The organism is Micromonospora acroterricola, from assembly GCF_003172955.1.
In the GTDB taxonomy this organism is placed as follows: domain Bacteria; phylum Actinomycetota; class Actinomycetes; order Mycobacteriales; family Micromonosporaceae; genus Micromonospora; species Micromonospora acroterricola.
This window is the reverse complement of sequence record NZ_QGKR01000279.1, coordinates 1-16,005: the sequence shown is the minus strand read 5'-3', so window position 1 is coordinate 16,005 and position 16,005 is coordinate 1. Positions and strand designations below refer to the sequence as shown.

The 16,005-nt window shown below is 73.8% G+C and carries 13 protein-coding genes; 10 read left to right on the top strand and 3 right to left on the bottom strand.

The window, feature by feature from the left end; translation table 11 throughout:
• The 4 genes from DKT68_RS24500 to DKT68_RS24485 all read left to right on the top strand — a co-directional run.
• The coding region (locus tag DKT68_RS24500) for a DUF5715 family protein (protein ID WP_109819739.1) at positions 1-898 on the top strand (898 nt) is incomplete at its 5' end.
• Between the two features lie 4 nt (positions 899-902).
• The gene (locus tag DKT68_RS24495) at positions 903-2,504 is read left to right on the top strand and encodes an asparagine synthetase B family protein (protein ID WP_109819738.1); all 1,602 of its coding nucleotides are present in this window, start codon (positions 903-905) and stop codon (positions 2,502-2,504) included.
• 122 nt (positions 2,505-2,626) lie between these two features.
• Complete coding sequence (locus DKT68_RS24490) at positions 2,627-3,103, top strand: DUF1203 domain-containing protein (RefSeq protein WP_109819737.1); 477 nt, start codon at positions 2,627-2,629, stop codon at positions 3,101-3,103.
• 100 nt (positions 3,104-3,203) lie between these two features.
• Entirely contained in the window at positions 3,204-4,202 is a 999-nt protein-coding gene (locus DKT68_RS24485) for a linear amide C-N hydrolase (RefSeq protein WP_109819736.1), read from the top strand.
• Positions 4,203-4,304: 102 nt separating this feature from the next.
• Here DKT68_RS24485 and DKT68_RS24480 read toward each other — a convergent pair whose 3' ends face one another.
• Positions 4,305-5,750: an LVIVD repeat-containing protein gene (locus DKT68_RS24480; RefSeq protein ID WP_109819735.1), complete on the bottom strand. Its 1,446-nt coding sequence runs from the start codon at positions 5,748-5,750 to the stop codon at positions 4,305-4,307.
• Between the two features lie 139 nt (positions 5,751-5,889).
• Between DKT68_RS24480 and DKT68_RS24475 the strand changes: the two genes are divergently transcribed.
• From DKT68_RS24475 to DKT68_RS24455, 5 genes are all read left to right on the top strand, one after another.
• Positions 5,890-6,591: a DUF305 domain-containing protein gene (locus tag DKT68_RS24475; protein WP_109819734.1), complete on the top strand. Its 702-nt coding sequence runs from the start codon at positions 5,890-5,892 to the stop codon at positions 6,589-6,591.
• 25 nt (positions 6,592-6,616) lie between these two features.
• Positions 6,617-7,828 (top strand): sensor histidine kinase, encoded by a 1,212-nt coding sequence (locus DKT68_RS24470; RefSeq protein ID WP_109819733.1) that lies wholly within the window; start codon positions 6,617-6,619, stop codon positions 7,826-7,828.
• Complete coding sequence (locus DKT68_RS24465) at positions 7,825-8,490, top strand: response regulator (protein WP_109819732.1); 666 nt, start codon at positions 7,825-7,827, stop codon at positions 8,488-8,490. Before DKT68_RS24470 ends, DKT68_RS24465 begins: the two co-directional genes overlap by 4 nt.
• Before the next feature lie 146 nt (positions 8,491-8,636).
• The gene (locus DKT68_RS24460) at positions 8,637-9,488 is read left to right on the top strand and encodes an ABC transporter ATP-binding protein (protein WP_109819731.1); all 852 of its coding nucleotides are present in this window, start codon (positions 8,637-8,639) and stop codon (positions 9,486-9,488) included.
• Positions 9,489-9,493: 5 nt separating this feature from the next.
• A complete protein-coding gene (locus DKT68_RS24455) occupies positions 9,494-11,977 on the top strand; it encodes an ABC transporter permease (protein WP_109819740.1) in 2,484 nt (827 codons plus the stop codon).
• A gap of 78 nt (positions 11,978-12,055) precedes the next feature.
• Here DKT68_RS24455 and DKT68_RS24450 read toward each other — a convergent pair whose 3' ends face one another.
• Together DKT68_RS24450 and DKT68_RS24445 are read right to left on the bottom strand one after the other, a co-directional pair.
• Positions 12,056-13,318 carry a nucleotide sugar dehydrogenase gene (locus DKT68_RS24450; protein ID WP_109819730.1) on the bottom strand — a complete coding sequence of 421 codons (1,263 nt, stop codon included), beginning with the start codon at positions 13,316-13,318 and terminating at the stop codon, positions 12,056-12,058.
• Between the two features lie 125 nt (positions 13,319-13,443).
• A complete protein-coding gene (locus DKT68_RS24445) occupies positions 13,444-14,817 on the bottom strand; it encodes a serine/threonine-protein kinase (protein WP_236647053.1) in 1,374 nt (457 codons plus the stop codon).
• 516 nt (positions 14,818-15,333) lie between these two features.
• On the opposite strand from DKT68_RS24445, the gene DKT68_RS24440 reads away from it, so the two are divergent.
• A partial coding sequence (locus DKT68_RS24440; protein ID WP_109819728.1) for an RNA polymerase sigma factor occupies positions 15,334-16,005 on the top strand: 672 nt, incomplete at its 3' end.

Sequence of the window (16,005 nt, the reverse complement as noted above, 5' to 3'; positions counted from 1 at the left end):
CCGGCCCTCCGGCGCCACCCCGCGCCGCCTCCCCGCCAACGCGCCGGACCTCACCGCCTACCGGGCGGCCGTCGCCGACCTGCTGGTCGAGGTCGGCGCCCTGGCCGACGCGACCAGCACCCGGGCCCGGCAGGTGCTCATCGACGAGCGGCTGCGCGAGCCGGCGCTCGCGGCGGTGCTCGACGCCACCCCGCAGGGGTTGATCGGCGCGCGCGAGACGCTGCTGCTGGAGATGGCCCGCTACCAGCCGAACGAGCGGACCTCGGCGCGTGACCTCACCGCGCTGGTGCGGATCTACCTGCTCTCCCGCATCGACGTGCTGTGGTGGCAGGACGCCCCCACCTTCGTCACCGACGACCAGGTAAACGGGAGCCCCGACCTGGTCGACCTGGAGTGGCTGCGCCGCCGCGACCTGCTGCGCTTCCGCTACCAGGAGCAGCCCAGCACCATCGTCGGCCGGGCCGCGCGCGGGCTGCGCCGGCGGCTGCGGCCGGACGCCACCCCGCGCACCGCCGGGCTGCTCTTCCGGCGCGCCCGACGCGAGGTGGTGGCGATGCTCAACGACCTCGGGCGGGAGTTCGCCGCCGCCGCGCCGCCCGCCACCCCGCCGCTCTGGGTGACCAGCCTGGTCCGGAGCACCGAACACCAGTACCGGCTGCGCCGCCTGGGGTACGCCGCGATGCTGCCCAGTGGGCACTGCCTCGGCTACTCCATGGACGTCGAGCTGGACTGGTACGAGCGCTTCGGCGCGCGGGAGGCGCTGGCGGAGCTGCTGCTGGCCCGGCAGGAGGCCGGGGACCTCAACGTGATCGACGAGGGGCAGGCCTGGCACCTCTGTCTCGCGCCCACCGCCCGGCGTCGGCTGCGCCGAGCGTACGAGGCCGAGATGGGGGTCTGAGCCAATGTGCGGCATCGCCCTGAGCATCGGCCCCGAGGCCGACCCGACGACCTTCCGGCGGATGCTCACCGTCCTCGCCTCCCGTGGCGAGGTCACCGAGACCCGGTCCGAGAGCGGACTGCTCGCCGGCACCCGCCGGCTGCGCGTGGTGGACCGGGACCGGGCCGTGCAGCCGTGGACCTCAGCCGACGAGCGCTGGCTGCTCTGCTTCAACGGCGAGGTCTTCAACCACCGGGCACTGCGCACGCAGCTCATCCGCCTCGGGCACGTGTTCCGCAGCGAGAGCGACACCGAGGTGCTGCTCGCCGCCTTCCAACAGTGGGGAGAGGCGGCGGTGACCCGGCTGCGCGGCGAGTACGCCTTCGCGGTCGTCGAGCGCGCCACCGGCCGGGCGTACGTGGCCCGCGACCCGCTCGGGGTGAAGCCGCTGTACTGGTCGCGCCGACCCGGCTGCCTGCACCTCGCCTCCGAGGTCAAGGCGCTCGTCGGACACGGCGCCCCGATCACCGAGGTGCCACCCGGGCACCACGGCTGGGCGGACCCCGACGGGCAGGTGCGGCTGCGCCCGTACGTCGACCTGCTCACCCTCGGCGACGGGCTGCCGGTCATCGACGACCCGGACGAGGCCGCCCTGCTCGTCCGTGCCGCGCTGACCGACGCGATCCGGATGCGGGTGGACACGGACCTCACCGTCGGGGTGGTGCTCTCCGGTGGGCTGGACAGCTCGTTGACCCTGCGGCACGTGCGGGACATGCATCCGGACTGTGTCGCGGTGACGGTCGGCGTGCCGGACAGCCCCGACGTGACGTACGCCCGGCGGCTCGCCGCCGACCTCGGGGTGGCGCACGAGGTGATCGAGCTGCGGCCGCGCGACATCCGGCTGACCGACGTGCGCGAGGCGATCCGCGTCTCCGAGCTGACCGAGTACGGCGACATCATCAACGCGGTCGTCTCGGTGCCGATCTTCCGGCGGCTGCGCGCCCTCGGGGTCAAGGTGGTGCTCACCGGCGACGGCTCCGACGAGCTGTTCGGCGGGTACCCGATGTACGGGCAGGTCGACGCGACCGCGTCCCGCCGGCTGTTCCTGCACCGGATCCGCAACCTGTGCCGTACGGAGTTGCAGCGGGTCGACCGGGCCGCCATGGCGCACGGGGTGGAGGCGCGGGTGCCGTTCCTCGACCTCAGCGTCGTGGAGCTGGCCATGCGGCTGCCGCTGGAGCTGAAGCTTCGCGACGGGCAGGAGAAGTGGATCGTCCGGCGGGCGTTCGCCGACGTCCTGCCCGACTACGTCCTTCGCCGGCCGAAGAACCCGATGTCGTACTCGACCGGGCTGCACGAGCGGGTCCGGCTGTACAAGCCGCTCTTCGCCCGGCTGCACCGCTCGTTCGGCTACGACCTGCTGGAGCCGGTCCGCCGCGACTTCGACACCGTGCTGACCCGGTGCGGCAACGACCTCGACCGGGCGATCGCAGCCGGGCTGACCCGGCCCGACTACACCGTCCTGGAGCACGCCCGCGACCTGGTCGGGGCGGCGAAGTGGAACGCCAAGCCGATGGTCCGCCGGCTGGTCGGCCCCCGGCCACCCCGCCGGTCGACGGTCGGCTGACCCGTTCCCCGACGCGCGACCGCACACCGGGACCGACCGTGCACCGGGACCGACCGGTCGGCCCCCAGCGCCAGGTCCGATCGCCGCCAGCACCCGCGCCGGCGCCGGGCCAGGCTGGACGCATGACGACCAGCACCGCCTTCCGCGTCCGCGCCCTGCCGGCCGCGACGCTCGACACCGTCCGCCGCACCCGCCGCGACGCCGCTGGCCGCCCCGTCGAGGCGCTCCCGGCGGGCGGTGGGGAACCGCTGCGCTGCTGCCTGCGCGACGCCGAGGCGGGGGAGGCGCTGCTGCTGTTCGGCTACGCGCCGCCGGTGGCCGCCGGCCCGTACCGGGAGGTGGGCCCGGTCTTCGCGCACGCCGTGGCCTGCCCGGGCCCGCAGCGGGCAGGCCAGCACCCGTCGGACTGGCGGGGGCGATCCCAGGTCCTGCGGGCGTACGACCGGCAGGGCCGGATCCACGGCGGTCGGCTGCACGACGGCACCGAACCGGAGGCGGTGATCGCCGAGCTGTTCGCCGACCCGGCGGTGCACCAGCTGCACAGCCGCAACGTGGTGTACGGCTGCTTCATGTTCGTCGTCGAGCGGGCCGCCGGGTGACACGGGCCCGGACCTGGCCGGCGGCCACCCGCCGGCGTGGCGGGGGCGGCCGCAGGTCCTGGTGGACAACCCTCGATGGGTCCCATAGCGTCCAACGGATATGCGCAGGAACCTCCCGGCCGTCACGACGGCCCTGCTGCTCGCCCTGACCTCCTGCACCTCGACGGGGTCGACCGGTCCGACCGGCTCGCCGCCGACCGGCACGCCGACCGCCTCCCGACAGGACGACGCCCAGGCCGAGCAGACCATGGCCAGCCTGCGCCGCGTCGACGACCTGCCGCTGTACGAGATGACCTACGTCGGCGCGTACGACCCGACGGTGGGCACCGACGCCACCCCGCCCAGCCCGTTCGGCTGCTCGCTGTTCGTCGCCGCGGGTGACCCGACCCGGCCGTTGTTCGCCCGCAACTTCGACTGGGACGCCAACCCGGCGATGGTGCTGCGGACGGATCCGCCGGACGGCTACGCGGCCGTCTCGCTGGTCGACATGTCCTACCTCGGGGTCGACGCCGACCCGACCGGCGACCGCCGGCTGCTCAACGCGCCGCTGCTGCCCTTCGACGGGATGAACGAGCGGGGCCTGGCGGTGGGGCTGGCCGCGGACGACGCGGCGACGGTCCGCCCCGACCCGGGCAAGCCCACCGTCGGCTCGGTCCGGATCCTGCGGTTGGTGCTGGACCGTGCCGCCACGGTCGACGAGGCGGTCGCCGTGTTCACCCGGCACAACCTCGACTTCGACGGCGGGCCGGCACTGCACTACCTGCTGGCCGACGCGACCGGCGCGTCCGCGGTGATCGAGTTCGTCGATGGCGAGCTGCGGGTGGAGCGGGGCACGGGCGGCTGGCAGGCGCTGACCAACGTGCCGGTCGCTGGGGTTCCTGAGCAGCGTCGCCGGGAGGACCGCCGGTACGGGCAGATCGCCGCCACGCTGACCGGGGCGGGCGGGGTGCTGGACGCGACCGCGGCGCACCGGGTGCTCGCCACCGTCCGCCAGGGGCACACCCGCTGGTCGGTGACGTACGGGCTGCGCAGCGGCGAGGTTCGGCTGGTCACCGCGACCGGCGGGGGCGAGCGGCGCTACCGGTTGCCGATGACCTGACGCCCTCGCTCGACAGCCGCCGGACGTGGCCGGGCCCGGCCCCCGGGAATCGGGGACCGGGCCCGGCTTCGTGCTCGGTGCCTACCAGTCAGTGCGCGGTGCCTACCAACCCAGGTAGCTGGGCTGGCTCTGCACGTTGAGCTCCTTGTACCGGGTCAGGTTCGCCGTCCAGGTACGCCAGTCCTTGAGCTCCAGGACGTCCAGGCCCTTGACCATGTCGTTGGAGTAGATGTGGCCGTTGTAGTAGTACGCGGACCACGTGCCACCACTCACGAACTGGTCGGCCGAGAGCGGACCCCGCTCCCAGAAGGCGATCTCCTTCGGGTTGGCCGAGTCGGTGAAGTCCCAGACCGAGATGCCGCCCTGGTACCACGCCTGGACCATGATGTCCCGCCCGAGCACCGGGACCAGCGAGCCGTTGTGCGCCACGCAGTTCTCGGTGTCCGCGTTGTTGCGGGGAATCTTGTAGTAGCTGCGGAACTGCATCGTCCGGGCGTCACCGCGACCGGTGATGTCGTAGATGGCGTCCGCGCCGCGGTTCGGCCCGATGGCCTCGTTGCAGGTCGCCGCGCCGCCGCCACCCAGCTCGTCGGTGAAGATCACCTTCGTGCCGGCGTTGTTGAAGGTGGCCGAGTGCCAGAACGCGAAGTTGGTCGTGTCCCGCACTCGGTTGATCACCCGAGGCGCCTCCCGGTTGCGGATGTCCAGCAGGATGCCGTCACCCATGCAGGCGCCGGCGGCCAGGTCCTTGGACGGGTAGACGGTGATGTCGTGGCAACCGGTGGTCGCCGAGCCCGTCGTGCTGCCCGGGAAACCACCGTCCGGGAAGAGGTTCGGGGTCGAGACCACTGCCGCGTCGGTGGGCTTCTTCAGCGGCACCTTGATGATGGAGATGGAGTCGTGCGGCGGCTGGCAGTCCGGGAATTCGGCCCGCGGGCTGTACGACGAGACGTACAGGTAGACCGCCTTGCGGTCCTTGCCCGGCACCAGGGTGTGGGTGTGCGAGCCGCAAGCCGTCTCGACGGACTTGATGTAGCGCGGGTTGGCCTTGTCCTTGATGTCGAAGACCTTGATGCCCTCCCACGACCCCTTCACGTCCGCCCCCTGCGTGGTGCTGTTGCAGGAGTCGTCGCTGCGGGACGAGTCGGTGGAGAGGAAGAGCAGGTCACCGTGGACGGAGATGTCGTTCTGCGACCCCGGGCAGAGCACCCGGGCCGCGACCGTCGGCGCGCTCGGCCGCGAGATGTCGTAGATGACGAAGCCGTTGTAGTTGCCCGCGAAGGCGTACTTGCCCTGGAAGGCGATGTCGCTGTTGGTCGCGTCCAGTGGGGCGACCTTGGGAACGTTGGCGATCTGGCGCAGGTTGGGGCTGCTCACGATCTCGTCGACGCCGGGGATCGTGTTGCTGGCCGCGGCGGCAGGGGCCGACTGCGGGACGACCTGGGCGTTGCTTGCCGGAGCAACGAGGACGCTGGCGACGAGCAGGCCGGTCGCGGCGAGGCCCACGATCCGGAGTTGTCGTAACCGTGGCATGTGGAATCTGATCATCGGCGAGGCCCTTCGCAAGGGGGGAGGGACGGTCCACACCTTACCGCTCGGCGAAGAGCATCGATGTGAGCTGGGTCACATGCGAGCGCCTTCCTCAATGGATAGCATCGCGATGACCTCGACCCCAGGGAGTGGCTCCATGACCAGTCGGCGCGCACGGACCCTGGCGATCGTCACACTGGCGCTCGTGCTGCCACTGGTGGCCTTCGTCGTCGTCCGCACAGGCGGAAATTCCGGGACGGGCGCCCGGCAGCCGGCCGCCGCGCCCGCCACCTCCACGCCGGCGGCCACGCCCGTTCCCACCGACCTGACCGTCATCGCGCCCGGCCGGCCGGGTGAGTCGGCGGCGACCCGCGCCGCCCACGAGGTCCGCGACGCCGGCCCCGCCCCACACAACTCAATGGACGTCTGGTTCGTGCGGATGATGATCCCGCACCACGCCCAGGCCCTGGAGATGGCGGAGCTCGCCCCCGACCGCGCCGCCGACCCGGACATCCGCGCCCTCGCCGACCGGATCCGAGCGAGCCAGGGGCCGGAGATGGGCATGATGCGGGGCTGGCTGCAGACCCGCGGCCTCCCCGCGGAGGCCCCCGGCCACGACCACGGCAGCATGCGCGGCATGCAGTCACCGGAGGCGATGCGGCAGTTGGCCGCCACCCGTGGCGCCGACTTCGACCGGCTCTTCGTCCGGATGATGACCGAGCACCACCAGGGCGCCATCGCGTTGGCCACCGACCTGCTCACGGTCGGCTCCGACCTGACGCTCAACGAGTTCGCCAACTCGGTCGCCACCGAGCAGACCGTCGAGATCGAGCGCATGCGCCAGGTCCTCGCCGGCTGAGCCGGCCCTCCGGCACGTACGCTGGGTGACCGTGAGACGCACGATGTTCGGTCGCCCGCTGCGCAGCGTCGCCTTCGACGTGGCCGTCGCCGGCGCGGTGGCGCTCTTCGGCCTGGCGGGGGCCGTCAACCAGCCGGGCGGCTGGGCGGCCACCCTGGTCGGCGTGGGGATGGCGGTGGCCCTGCTGTTCCGCCGCTCGCACCCGAGCGCGGTGACCGTGGTGGTCGCGGCACTCGCCGTGGTCCAGGTGATCGCACAGTGGGGTCCGCTCGCCTACGACGTCGCCGTCCTGATCGCCCTCTACAGCGTCATGAAGTACGGCGAGCGGCTGCGCGACGGGGTGCTCGCCGGCGCGGTCGCCGCCGTCGGCGTGCTGCTCGCCGCCGCGCAGACCCCGGGCGTCATCAACTACTGGGTGACCGCGCTGTGGTACGCGCTGGTCACCGGCGCGGTCTGGCTGGTCGCGCTGAACGTGCGGACCCGCCGCCTCTACGTGGTGAGCCTGGAGGAGCGGGCCAGCACGCTGGAGCGCGAGCGGGAGGCCGAGTCCCGCGCGGCGGTCGCCGAGGAGCGCACCCGGATCGCCCGTGAGCTGCACGACGTGGTGGCGCACAGCATGGCGGTGATGATCGTCCAGGCCGATGGCGCGCGGTTCATGCTGGACCGCGATCCCGAGCAGGCACGGACCGCGGTCAAGGTCGTCGCGGACACCGGCCGGCAGGCGCTGGAGGAGATGCGCCGGCTGGTCGGCGTCCTGCGCGACGCCGGCCCGACCGGCGCGGGCGGGCCCGTGGTGGCCGCCGACCCGGAGCACCGCCGGCTGGCCCTGGCCGAGCTGCCCGACCTGCTGGCCCGGTTCCGCGACGCCGGGCTGCTCATCCGGCACACCGTCGACGGCGAGCCGCCGATGCTCCCGCCCGGGTTGGAGCTGACGATCTACCGGGTGGTGCAGGAGGCGCTGACCAACGCGCTCAAGCACGCCGGCGTCGGCGCCGGCGTCGAGCTCGCCCTGGCGTACACCGCCGGCGCCGTCGTGGTCCGGGTGGTCGACGACGGCCAGGGCCGCCCGCTCGTCAGCCCGCCGCCGTCCGGCGGTCACGGTCTGCTCGGCATGCGGGAGCGGGTGGCGGTGTACGACGGCAGCCTCACCGCCGGTGCCCGGCTGGCCGGGGGCTGGCAGCTCGAGGTGCGGCTACCGCTACCGTCGGAGCCCGCAACGGAGGTGATCGCGGCATGACGGTCCGGGTGGTGATCGTGGACGACCAGGCGCTGGTGCGCGCCGGGTTCCGGATGGTGCTGGATTCCCAGCCCGACCTGGAGGTGGTCGGGGAGGCCATCGACGGCGCGGACGCGCTGCGGGTGCTCGCCCGCACCGAGGCCGACGTGGTGGTGATGGACATCCGGATGCCGACCATGGACGGGGTGGAGGCGACCCGGCGGCTCTGCGCGGCCCGGCCCGACGGCCGTCCCCGGGTGCTGGTGCTGACCACCTTCGACACCGAGGCGGACGCGTTCGCCGCGCTGCAGGCCGGGGCGAGCGGCTTCCTGCTCAAGAACGTCCCGCCGGAGGAGCTGCTGGCCGCGATCCGGGTGGTGGCCGAGGGCGATTCGGTGGTCGCGCCGTCGATCACGCGGCGGCTGCTGGACCGGTTCGCCGGCCAGCTCGGCGCCGGCCCGACCGCGGACCCCCGGCTGGCGCAGCTCACCGAGCGGGAGCGGGAGGTGCTGCTGCTGGTCGCGCAGGGGCTGTCCAACGCGGAGATCGCCGCGCGGGTGCACGTGGCCGAGGCGACGGTGAAGACGCACGTCGGGCGGATCCTGGCCAAGCTCCAGCTACGGGACCGGGTCCAGGCGGTGGTCCTGGCGTACGAGAGCGGGCTGGTCACGCCCGGGGGATGACCCGGCGTACGACCTGGGTCGTACCGGGAGGCGGGCGCACCGCGACCCGGGACGCACGCAGGTCGAGCGTGCAGGTGGAGATCGACTGACCCGTAGCGGCCATAGCGTCGGAGGGGTCCGATCCACACCTCCACCGGGGAGCCCGCATGTCCCTCGCACCTCCCGCCCACGCCGGCACCGGCGTCGCGGTCACCGCTCGTGGCCTCGAGAAACGGTACGGCAGCGGCCCGGCAGCGGTCGTCGCGCTCGACGGGGTCGACCTCGATGTCGCCGCCGGCCGGTTCACCGCCATCATGGGTCCCTCCGGCTCCGGGAAGTCGACCCTCATGCACTGCCTGGCCGGCCTGGACCGGCCGAGCGCCGGCTCGGTGGGCATCGGTGCGGCCGACCTCGGTGGGCTCGACGACCGGCGGCTCACCCTGTTGCGGCGCGACCGGGTCGGTTTCGTCTTCCAGAAGTTCAACCTGCTGCCGGCGTTGACCGCCGAGGAGAACATCGTCCTGCCGCTGGCCATCGCCGGGCGGCGGCCGGACCCGGCCTGGCTGCGGCAGGTGGTGGCGGCGGTGGGGCTGGGCGACCGGCTGCGGCACCGGCCCGCGGAGCTGTCCGGCGGCCAGCAGCAGCGGGTCGCGGTGGCCCGCGCCCTGATCACCAGGCCGTGGGTGATCTTCGCCGACGAACCGACCGGCAACCTCGACTCGCGCTCCGGGGCGGAGGTGCTGCGGCTGCTGCGGGAGGCCGTCGACACCCTGGGCCAGACCGTGATCATGGTGACCCACGACCCGATCGCCGCCGGGCATGCGGACCGGGCCGTCTTCCTGGCCGACGGCCGGTTGGTCGGCGACCTCGCCGCGCCCACCCCCGAGCAGGTGCTGGACACCCTGGCCAACCTCGACCCCGCCCGTCCACCCACGACGGAGGGGCGACGTCCGGCGAGCGAGCCGGTCCTCGCCGGCCGGGACGTGCGGGCCGGGTCCGCGCCGGCACGGGGGCGGTGACCGGGATGATCCGCCTGACCCTGCGCTCGCTGCGCGCCGAGGCGCTGCGCATGCTGCTCTCCGCGCTGGCCGTCGTGCTCGGTGTCGCGTTCATCGCCGGCACCCTGATCCTCGTCGACGGGATGCGCGCCGGCGCGTACGACCGGGCCGGCGCCTTCGACCGGCACACCGACCTGGGCGTCTACGCCACCGGCGACAAGCCGCTGCCCGCCAGCCTGGTCGACCGGGTCCGGGCGGTCGACGGGGTGGCCGCCGCCGCCGGGGAGCTGACGAACACCGGCGGTGTCCTCGGCAGCGACGGCCGACCGGTGCTCGGCTTCACGGTGCTCGCCGCCATCCCCACGGAGGACGCGCTGCGCTCGTACGACGTGGTCGCCGGCCGGCTGCCCGACCGCGCCGGAGAGGTGGTGCTCGACGCGCCGACGGCGGCCGAGGAGGGATTCACCCTCGGCTCCCCCGTCCGCGTCGGCGGCACCGGCAGCGCGGCCCGCCCGTACACCCTGGTCGGCACCGTCGACGTGGCCGGCACCGCACGCGACGTCGGTGGCCCCTTCATCGGCCTCGTCGGGCCGGACGCGCTCGCGGTCACCGGCGAGCGCGGTTACGGCCGGATCATGGTGGCCGCGCGGCCGGGAACCTCCGCCACGGCGGTGGCCGACCGGGTCCGCGCCGCCGTTGGCGCCGACACCAGCGTGCGGAGCCGACAGCAGATCCTCGACGAGGCCGTGGAGGACGCCGTCCGTTCCCTGGACCAGTTCACCATGCTGCTGTTGATCTTCGTGGGAGTCGCCGTCGTGGTGGCCGGCTTCGTGATCGCCAACACCTTCGCGATCGTCCTGGCCCAGCGCTCCCGGCGCACCGCGCTGCTCCGCCTGGTCGGCGCCACCAGGGGGCAGGTCTTCCGGGCCGCCCTGTTGGAGTCGGCCGTGGTCGGGGTGGTGGCGTCCGCGCTCGGGGTGCTGCTCGGCGTCGCCCTCGCCGGAGGCATGCGACTGCTGATGTCCCGCGTGGACATGCCCGTCTCCGGCGGGCTGACCGTGGCCGGCTCGACCGTGCTGACCAGCCTGCTGCTCGGCACCGTCCTCACCGTCGGCGCCGCCCTGCTGCCGGCGTGGCGGGGCACCCGGGTCGCCCCGGTGGCCGCGCTCACCGACGCCGCGGTGCAGCCCAGCCAGGGTGCCGGTCGGCTTCGGCTCACCGCCGGCGCGGTGGTGCTGGCCGCCGGCGTTGCCGCGCTGGCCGGCGCCGGCAGCGCCGGTCAGGTGCTGCTGGTGGCCGTCGGCGGGATCCTGGCCTTCTTCGGGATCGTGCTGTTCGGTCCGGTGCTCGTCCCGGCGCTGGTCCGGGCCCTCGGCTGGCCGGCCCGCCGGTTGGTCGGGGCGACCGCCGCGCTGGCCGTGGCCAACGCCGTCCGCAATCCACGGCGGATCGCCGCGACCGCCACCGCCCTGGTGATCGGGATCGGCCTGGTGTCGGCGTTCGTGGTCGGCGCGCACAGCACCAAGGACGGCATCGAGCGCAGTGTCGACGCCGAGATCGGGACCGACTTCGTGGTCAGCGGGATCGGGCAGGACCTGCCCGCCCCGCTCGCCGGTGAGCTGGCCGCCCGCCCCGAGCTGGGCGTGGTGCACGAGCAACGCAGCACCGTCACCGGCGACATCGAGGTTCGAGCCGCTCATCCGGCGCTGGTCGGCCGAACGCTGACCGGGGTGCTGGCCGGTGACGTCGGCCGGCTCGGGCCGGGGCAGGTGCTGGTGCACCGGGAGTTGGCGCAGGCGCGCGGCTGGCAGGTCGGCTCACCGGTGACCGTCGGCGGGCGGCCGTTCCGGGTGGCCGCGGTGGTCGCCGACGAGGCGCCCGCCATGGTCGCGGGCACCGCGCCAGCCGGTCACGTCATCGAGATGGCCGACGCGGACTTCGCCGCGCTCTTTCCCGGCAAGCGGGGCTACCTGGCCGAAATCGAACCCGCCGCCGGGGTGAGCGCCCAGCAGGCCCGGGACGCGATCGAGGCGGTGGTGGGCCGGTACCCGACGGTCAACCTGATGGACCAGGGCGCGTACAAGAAGATGCTCACCGGCACGGTCGACATGCTGCTCGCCTTCGTCACCGCGCTGCTCGGTCTGGCCGTGGTGATCGCCCTGGTCGGGGTGGCGAACACGCTGAGCCTCTCGGTCGTGGAGCGCACCCGGGAGAACGCGGTGCTGCGGGCGGTCGGGCTGACCCGGGGCCGGATGCGGGCCATGCTCGCCGTGGAGGCGGTGCTGATGGCGCTGGTCGGCGCGGTGCTCGGGGTCGGACTGGGGACCGGGGTGAGCGCCGCGGGGATGGCCGTGCTGGCCCGCCTCGGCGGGGACTTCCACGTGGTGCTGCCGCTCGGCCAGCTCGGGCTGATCCTCGGCGTCGCGGCGCTGGCCGCCCTGGTCGCCTCGGTGTTGCCGGCCCGCCGGGCACTGTCCCGACCGGTGGTCGAGGCACTCGGCGACCAGTGACCGCGGCGACGCGAACGGACATCCGCCGGCCGGCCCCGCCATCTTCCCCCGCGGCGGGACCGGCCAGCGGTGCCGGGTCTACAGGCGCTCGACCATCGGGCCGACGCACCGGTTGCGGGTGTCGAAGACGTAGCGGGCGTGTTGAGCCACCAGCTCGTAGTCGAAGGTGTCGTGGTCGGTGACGACGACCACCGCGTCCGCGGCCCGCACCTCCCGCTCGGTCAGGCCGACCACCGTGACACCGGCGGGGATCTGGTGCGCCTCGGCGTACGGCTCCACGGCGTGGACCTCCGCGCCGAGGGCCTGCAACCGCCGGGCCACGTCGACTGCGGGGGAGTCCCGCATGTCACCGGTGTTCTTCTTGTACGCCAGCCCGAGCAGGAGCAGCCGGGCGCCGGTGACCGCGCGGCCGGTCCGGTTCAACCCGGCCATGATCCGCTGCGCGACGTGCTCGGGCATCTCGTGGTTGACGTCGTTGGCCAGCTCGATGAACCGGAACTGCCGGCCGAGGCGGCGCTTCACCTGCCATGACAGGTAGCACGGGTCGATCGGCAGGCAGTGCCCGCCGACGCCGGGGCCGGGCCGGAACGGCAGGAAGCCGAACGGCTTGGTCTCCGCCGCGTCGATCGCCTGCCAGACGTCGATGTCCAGGTGGTGCGAGAGCATCGTCAGCTCGTTGATCAGCGCGATGTTGACCTGGCGGAAGGTGTTCTCGATCAGCTTGGTCAGCTCGGCGACGCGGGTGGAGTCCACCGGCACGGTGCGCTCCACGAGGCGCCGGTAGAACCCGTCCACCCGGGCCAGCGACGTGGGGTCCACGCCGGACACGACCTTCGGGGTGTTCTCCAGCCGCCACGTCGGGTTGCCCGGGTCGATCCGCTCGGGGCTGTAGCCGAGGTGGAAGTCGCCGGGGCTGTGCAGCCCGCTGGCCGACTCCAGAAGTGGGCGCAGCAACTCCTCGGTGGTGCCCGGGTAGGTGGTCGACTCCAGGATCACCGTGCAGCCCGGTCGCACGTACGGGCCGATGCCGACGCCGGCCTGCTCGACGAAGCTCAGGTCGGGGGTGCCGTCACGCAGCGGGGTCGGCACGGTGATGACACAGATGTCGAAGCCCTCGGCGTCGGCGTACTCGGTGCTGGGGTGGTACCGGCCGCTGCCCAGCGCCCGACCCAGCCGATCGGTCGGGATGTCCTCGACGAACGACTCGCCCGAGGCGAGACGCTTCACCCGGTCGGCGTCGACGTCGAGGCCGACCACGTCCAGGCCCGCCTCCACGGCTCGCATGGCCAACGGCAGTCCGACGTACCCCTGGCCGATCACGACCAGCTTCTCAGCGCTCACCCAGGCTCCTGCGGCAGATGGTGTAAATGACCTGCTGAGAGCCTAGGGCGGTCTTCGGCGCCGTAAGTCCGTTTTGGGGATATCGGTGCTGGTGGGGTTCGCCGCGGTGCGTGCCGCCGGTCGGCTCAGCCGGCCGTCGGCACCTCTGGATCGGTCGGCGCGCTCGTGGTCGTGGACGGCTCGGCCGAGGGCGACGGCTCGCCCGGCGTGCTGGTCGGGTCGGGGGGCGGCGGTGCCGTGGTGGCGCTCGGCGTCGGCGACGGCGAGCTGCTGGGCGTCCCGCTGGGCCGGGCGCTCGGCGTCGCGCTGACCGAGGCCGACGGGGTCGCGTTGGGCACGGCCGGCCGGTTCGGCCGGGCCGGACCCACGGTGAGCTGCTCGTTCGCGGCCGGCAGGTCCACCTGTTCGGTCCGCTCCACGGTGGGCGAGGTGTTCGGCAATTTGACCGCCGGCTCCTCGCCGGCGTGGCGCGCCGCGCCCAGTGCGGCGCCGAGCCCGACGAGCGCGACCAGCATGGCCGCAGCGGCGCCGACCAGCGGCCCCCGGCGCTGCGGGCGCCCAGCCTTCACCGTGCTCGCCACCGCCGCGCCGAGCGGCACGTCGGTGCGGGTGCCCGGTCCGGCGTCGCGCAGCGGACTCGCGGCCGCCACCATCGCCGTCGGTGGCTCGCCGCCGGTCACCGCCAACCGCGCCGCCTCGGCCATCGCCGCGCCGCTGGTGAACCGTTCCAGCGGATCCTTGGCGAGGGCCTGGGACACCAGGGCCCGGACGGCCTCCGGGATGTCGTGCGGCAGCTCCGGCGGCTCGTCGTCCAGGTGCCGGACGGCGACCTGGAGCGGGTTGTCACCGGTGAACGGCGGACCGCCGGTGAGGCAGCAGTACGCGACCGCGCCCAGCGCGTAGATGTCGGTGGCGCCGCTGACCGGGCGGCCGGCCGCCTGCTCGGGCGCCATGTAGAGAGCGGTGCCGGGCACCGCGTTGGTGCTGGTGATGCTGGTGACGTTGGTGGAACGGGCCACGCCGAAGTCCACCAGGACGACCGTGCCGTCCTCCTGCACCAGCAGGTTGCTGGGCTTGACGTCGCGGTGCACGATGCCGCCGCGGTGGGCCGCGTTCAGCGCCTGGGCCGCCTGGGCCACGATCGACATGGTCTCGGCCACGTCGAGTCGGCCGGCCCCCTCGATCCGCTTGGACAACGGCTCGCCCTCGACGAACTCCATGACCAGGTAGTCCGCCCGGCCACCGTCGGGCAGGTCGTCCTCGCCGCAGTCGTAGACCTGCACGATGCCCGGGTGCCGCAGCGCCGCCATGATGCGCGCCTCGGCCCGGAACCGGGCGATGAAGTCGGGGTCGGAGACCAGCGCCGGCAGCAGGACCTTGACCGCGACCTGCCGGCCGAGGACCAGGTCGGAGGCACGCCAGACGTCGCCCATGCCGCCGGTGGCGACACGTTCGTCCAGGCGGTACCGACCGCTGAGCACGACCTCCGATGACAACACCGCCTTACCGTACCCAGAGCGGCGCGGAACAGTGCGCTCCGCCTGATCGGCCGCGCGGTCCGTACCCACCGGTCCATCCGGTCTGACCTGTGTGGACATGGCCGCTGTGTAACGGCAGGGCAACAGCCTGTGACGAAACCCGACACATCGCGGCGTAGGGTTGACGGTCGAGGGCGGGAAACGGCCACCAGAGGTCGGGAGCGTCCGCCGGTCACGGCACGTTACGGCGACGCGCCGACCCAGGGTGTTGAGAATTGTCACTCTTCCGTGACGTGGTGCCGACTTGTCGCTCCGTCGGTCACCCTCCTAGCGTTAGCCCGGCTCGGGCCCGCCCGGCGGGCAGCGCGTCGACCGTCGACCGCCATGACGCTGGTCCAGACACCCGTCCCGACCGCATGGGCACGGGCGCGATCCAATCGGCGGAGGGGCGGTGCGGGCGGTGCGGGGACTGGTCGGGCCGACGGTGCGCGTCCGCTTGGGTGCTCCGGCTCCGGGGATCGGGTCGAGGCGCCCCGGATGACCGCCGAGCTGTCGGAGGCGGTCACCGCGGCGCAGGCCGGAGACGAGGACGCCTTCCGTCTTCTCTACCGCAGCCTCCAGCCCGGCCTGCTGCGGTATCTGACCGCCCTGGTGGGCGCGGACGCCGAGGACGTCGCGTCGGAGACCTGGCTGCAGGTCTCCCGCGACCTGCCGAGCTTCACCGGCGGCGAGTTCCGCGCCTGGACCGTCACCATCGCCCGTAACCGGGCGATGGACCACCTGCGCCGGCTGCGGCGCCGACCGTCGCTGCCGGTGCCGGTGCAGTCGCTCGCCGACATGGCCAGCGACGCGGACACCGCCGAGAGGGCCGGCGAGACGATCGGCACCGAGGCGGCCCTGGCGCTGATCGCCACCCTGCCGCCCCGCGAGGCCGAGGCTGTCCTGTTGCGGGCCGTGATCGGGCTCGACGCGGAGTCCGCCGGCCGGGTGCTGGGCCGCCGGGCCGGCGCGGTCCGGACCGCCGCCCACCGTGGTCTGCGGCGCCTCGCCGCGCTCATGGAGCGGCAGGACACGGTCACGCAGCCGCTCGGGACCGCCGGCGGCACGCCGCCCGCGCAGAGTGGCGACAGCGCGCCGGCCGCGCCCGCCGAGAGCACTGCGCCGCGGGTGGGCTCCGAGGGCACTGCGCAGCGGGTGGGCGCCGAGGGC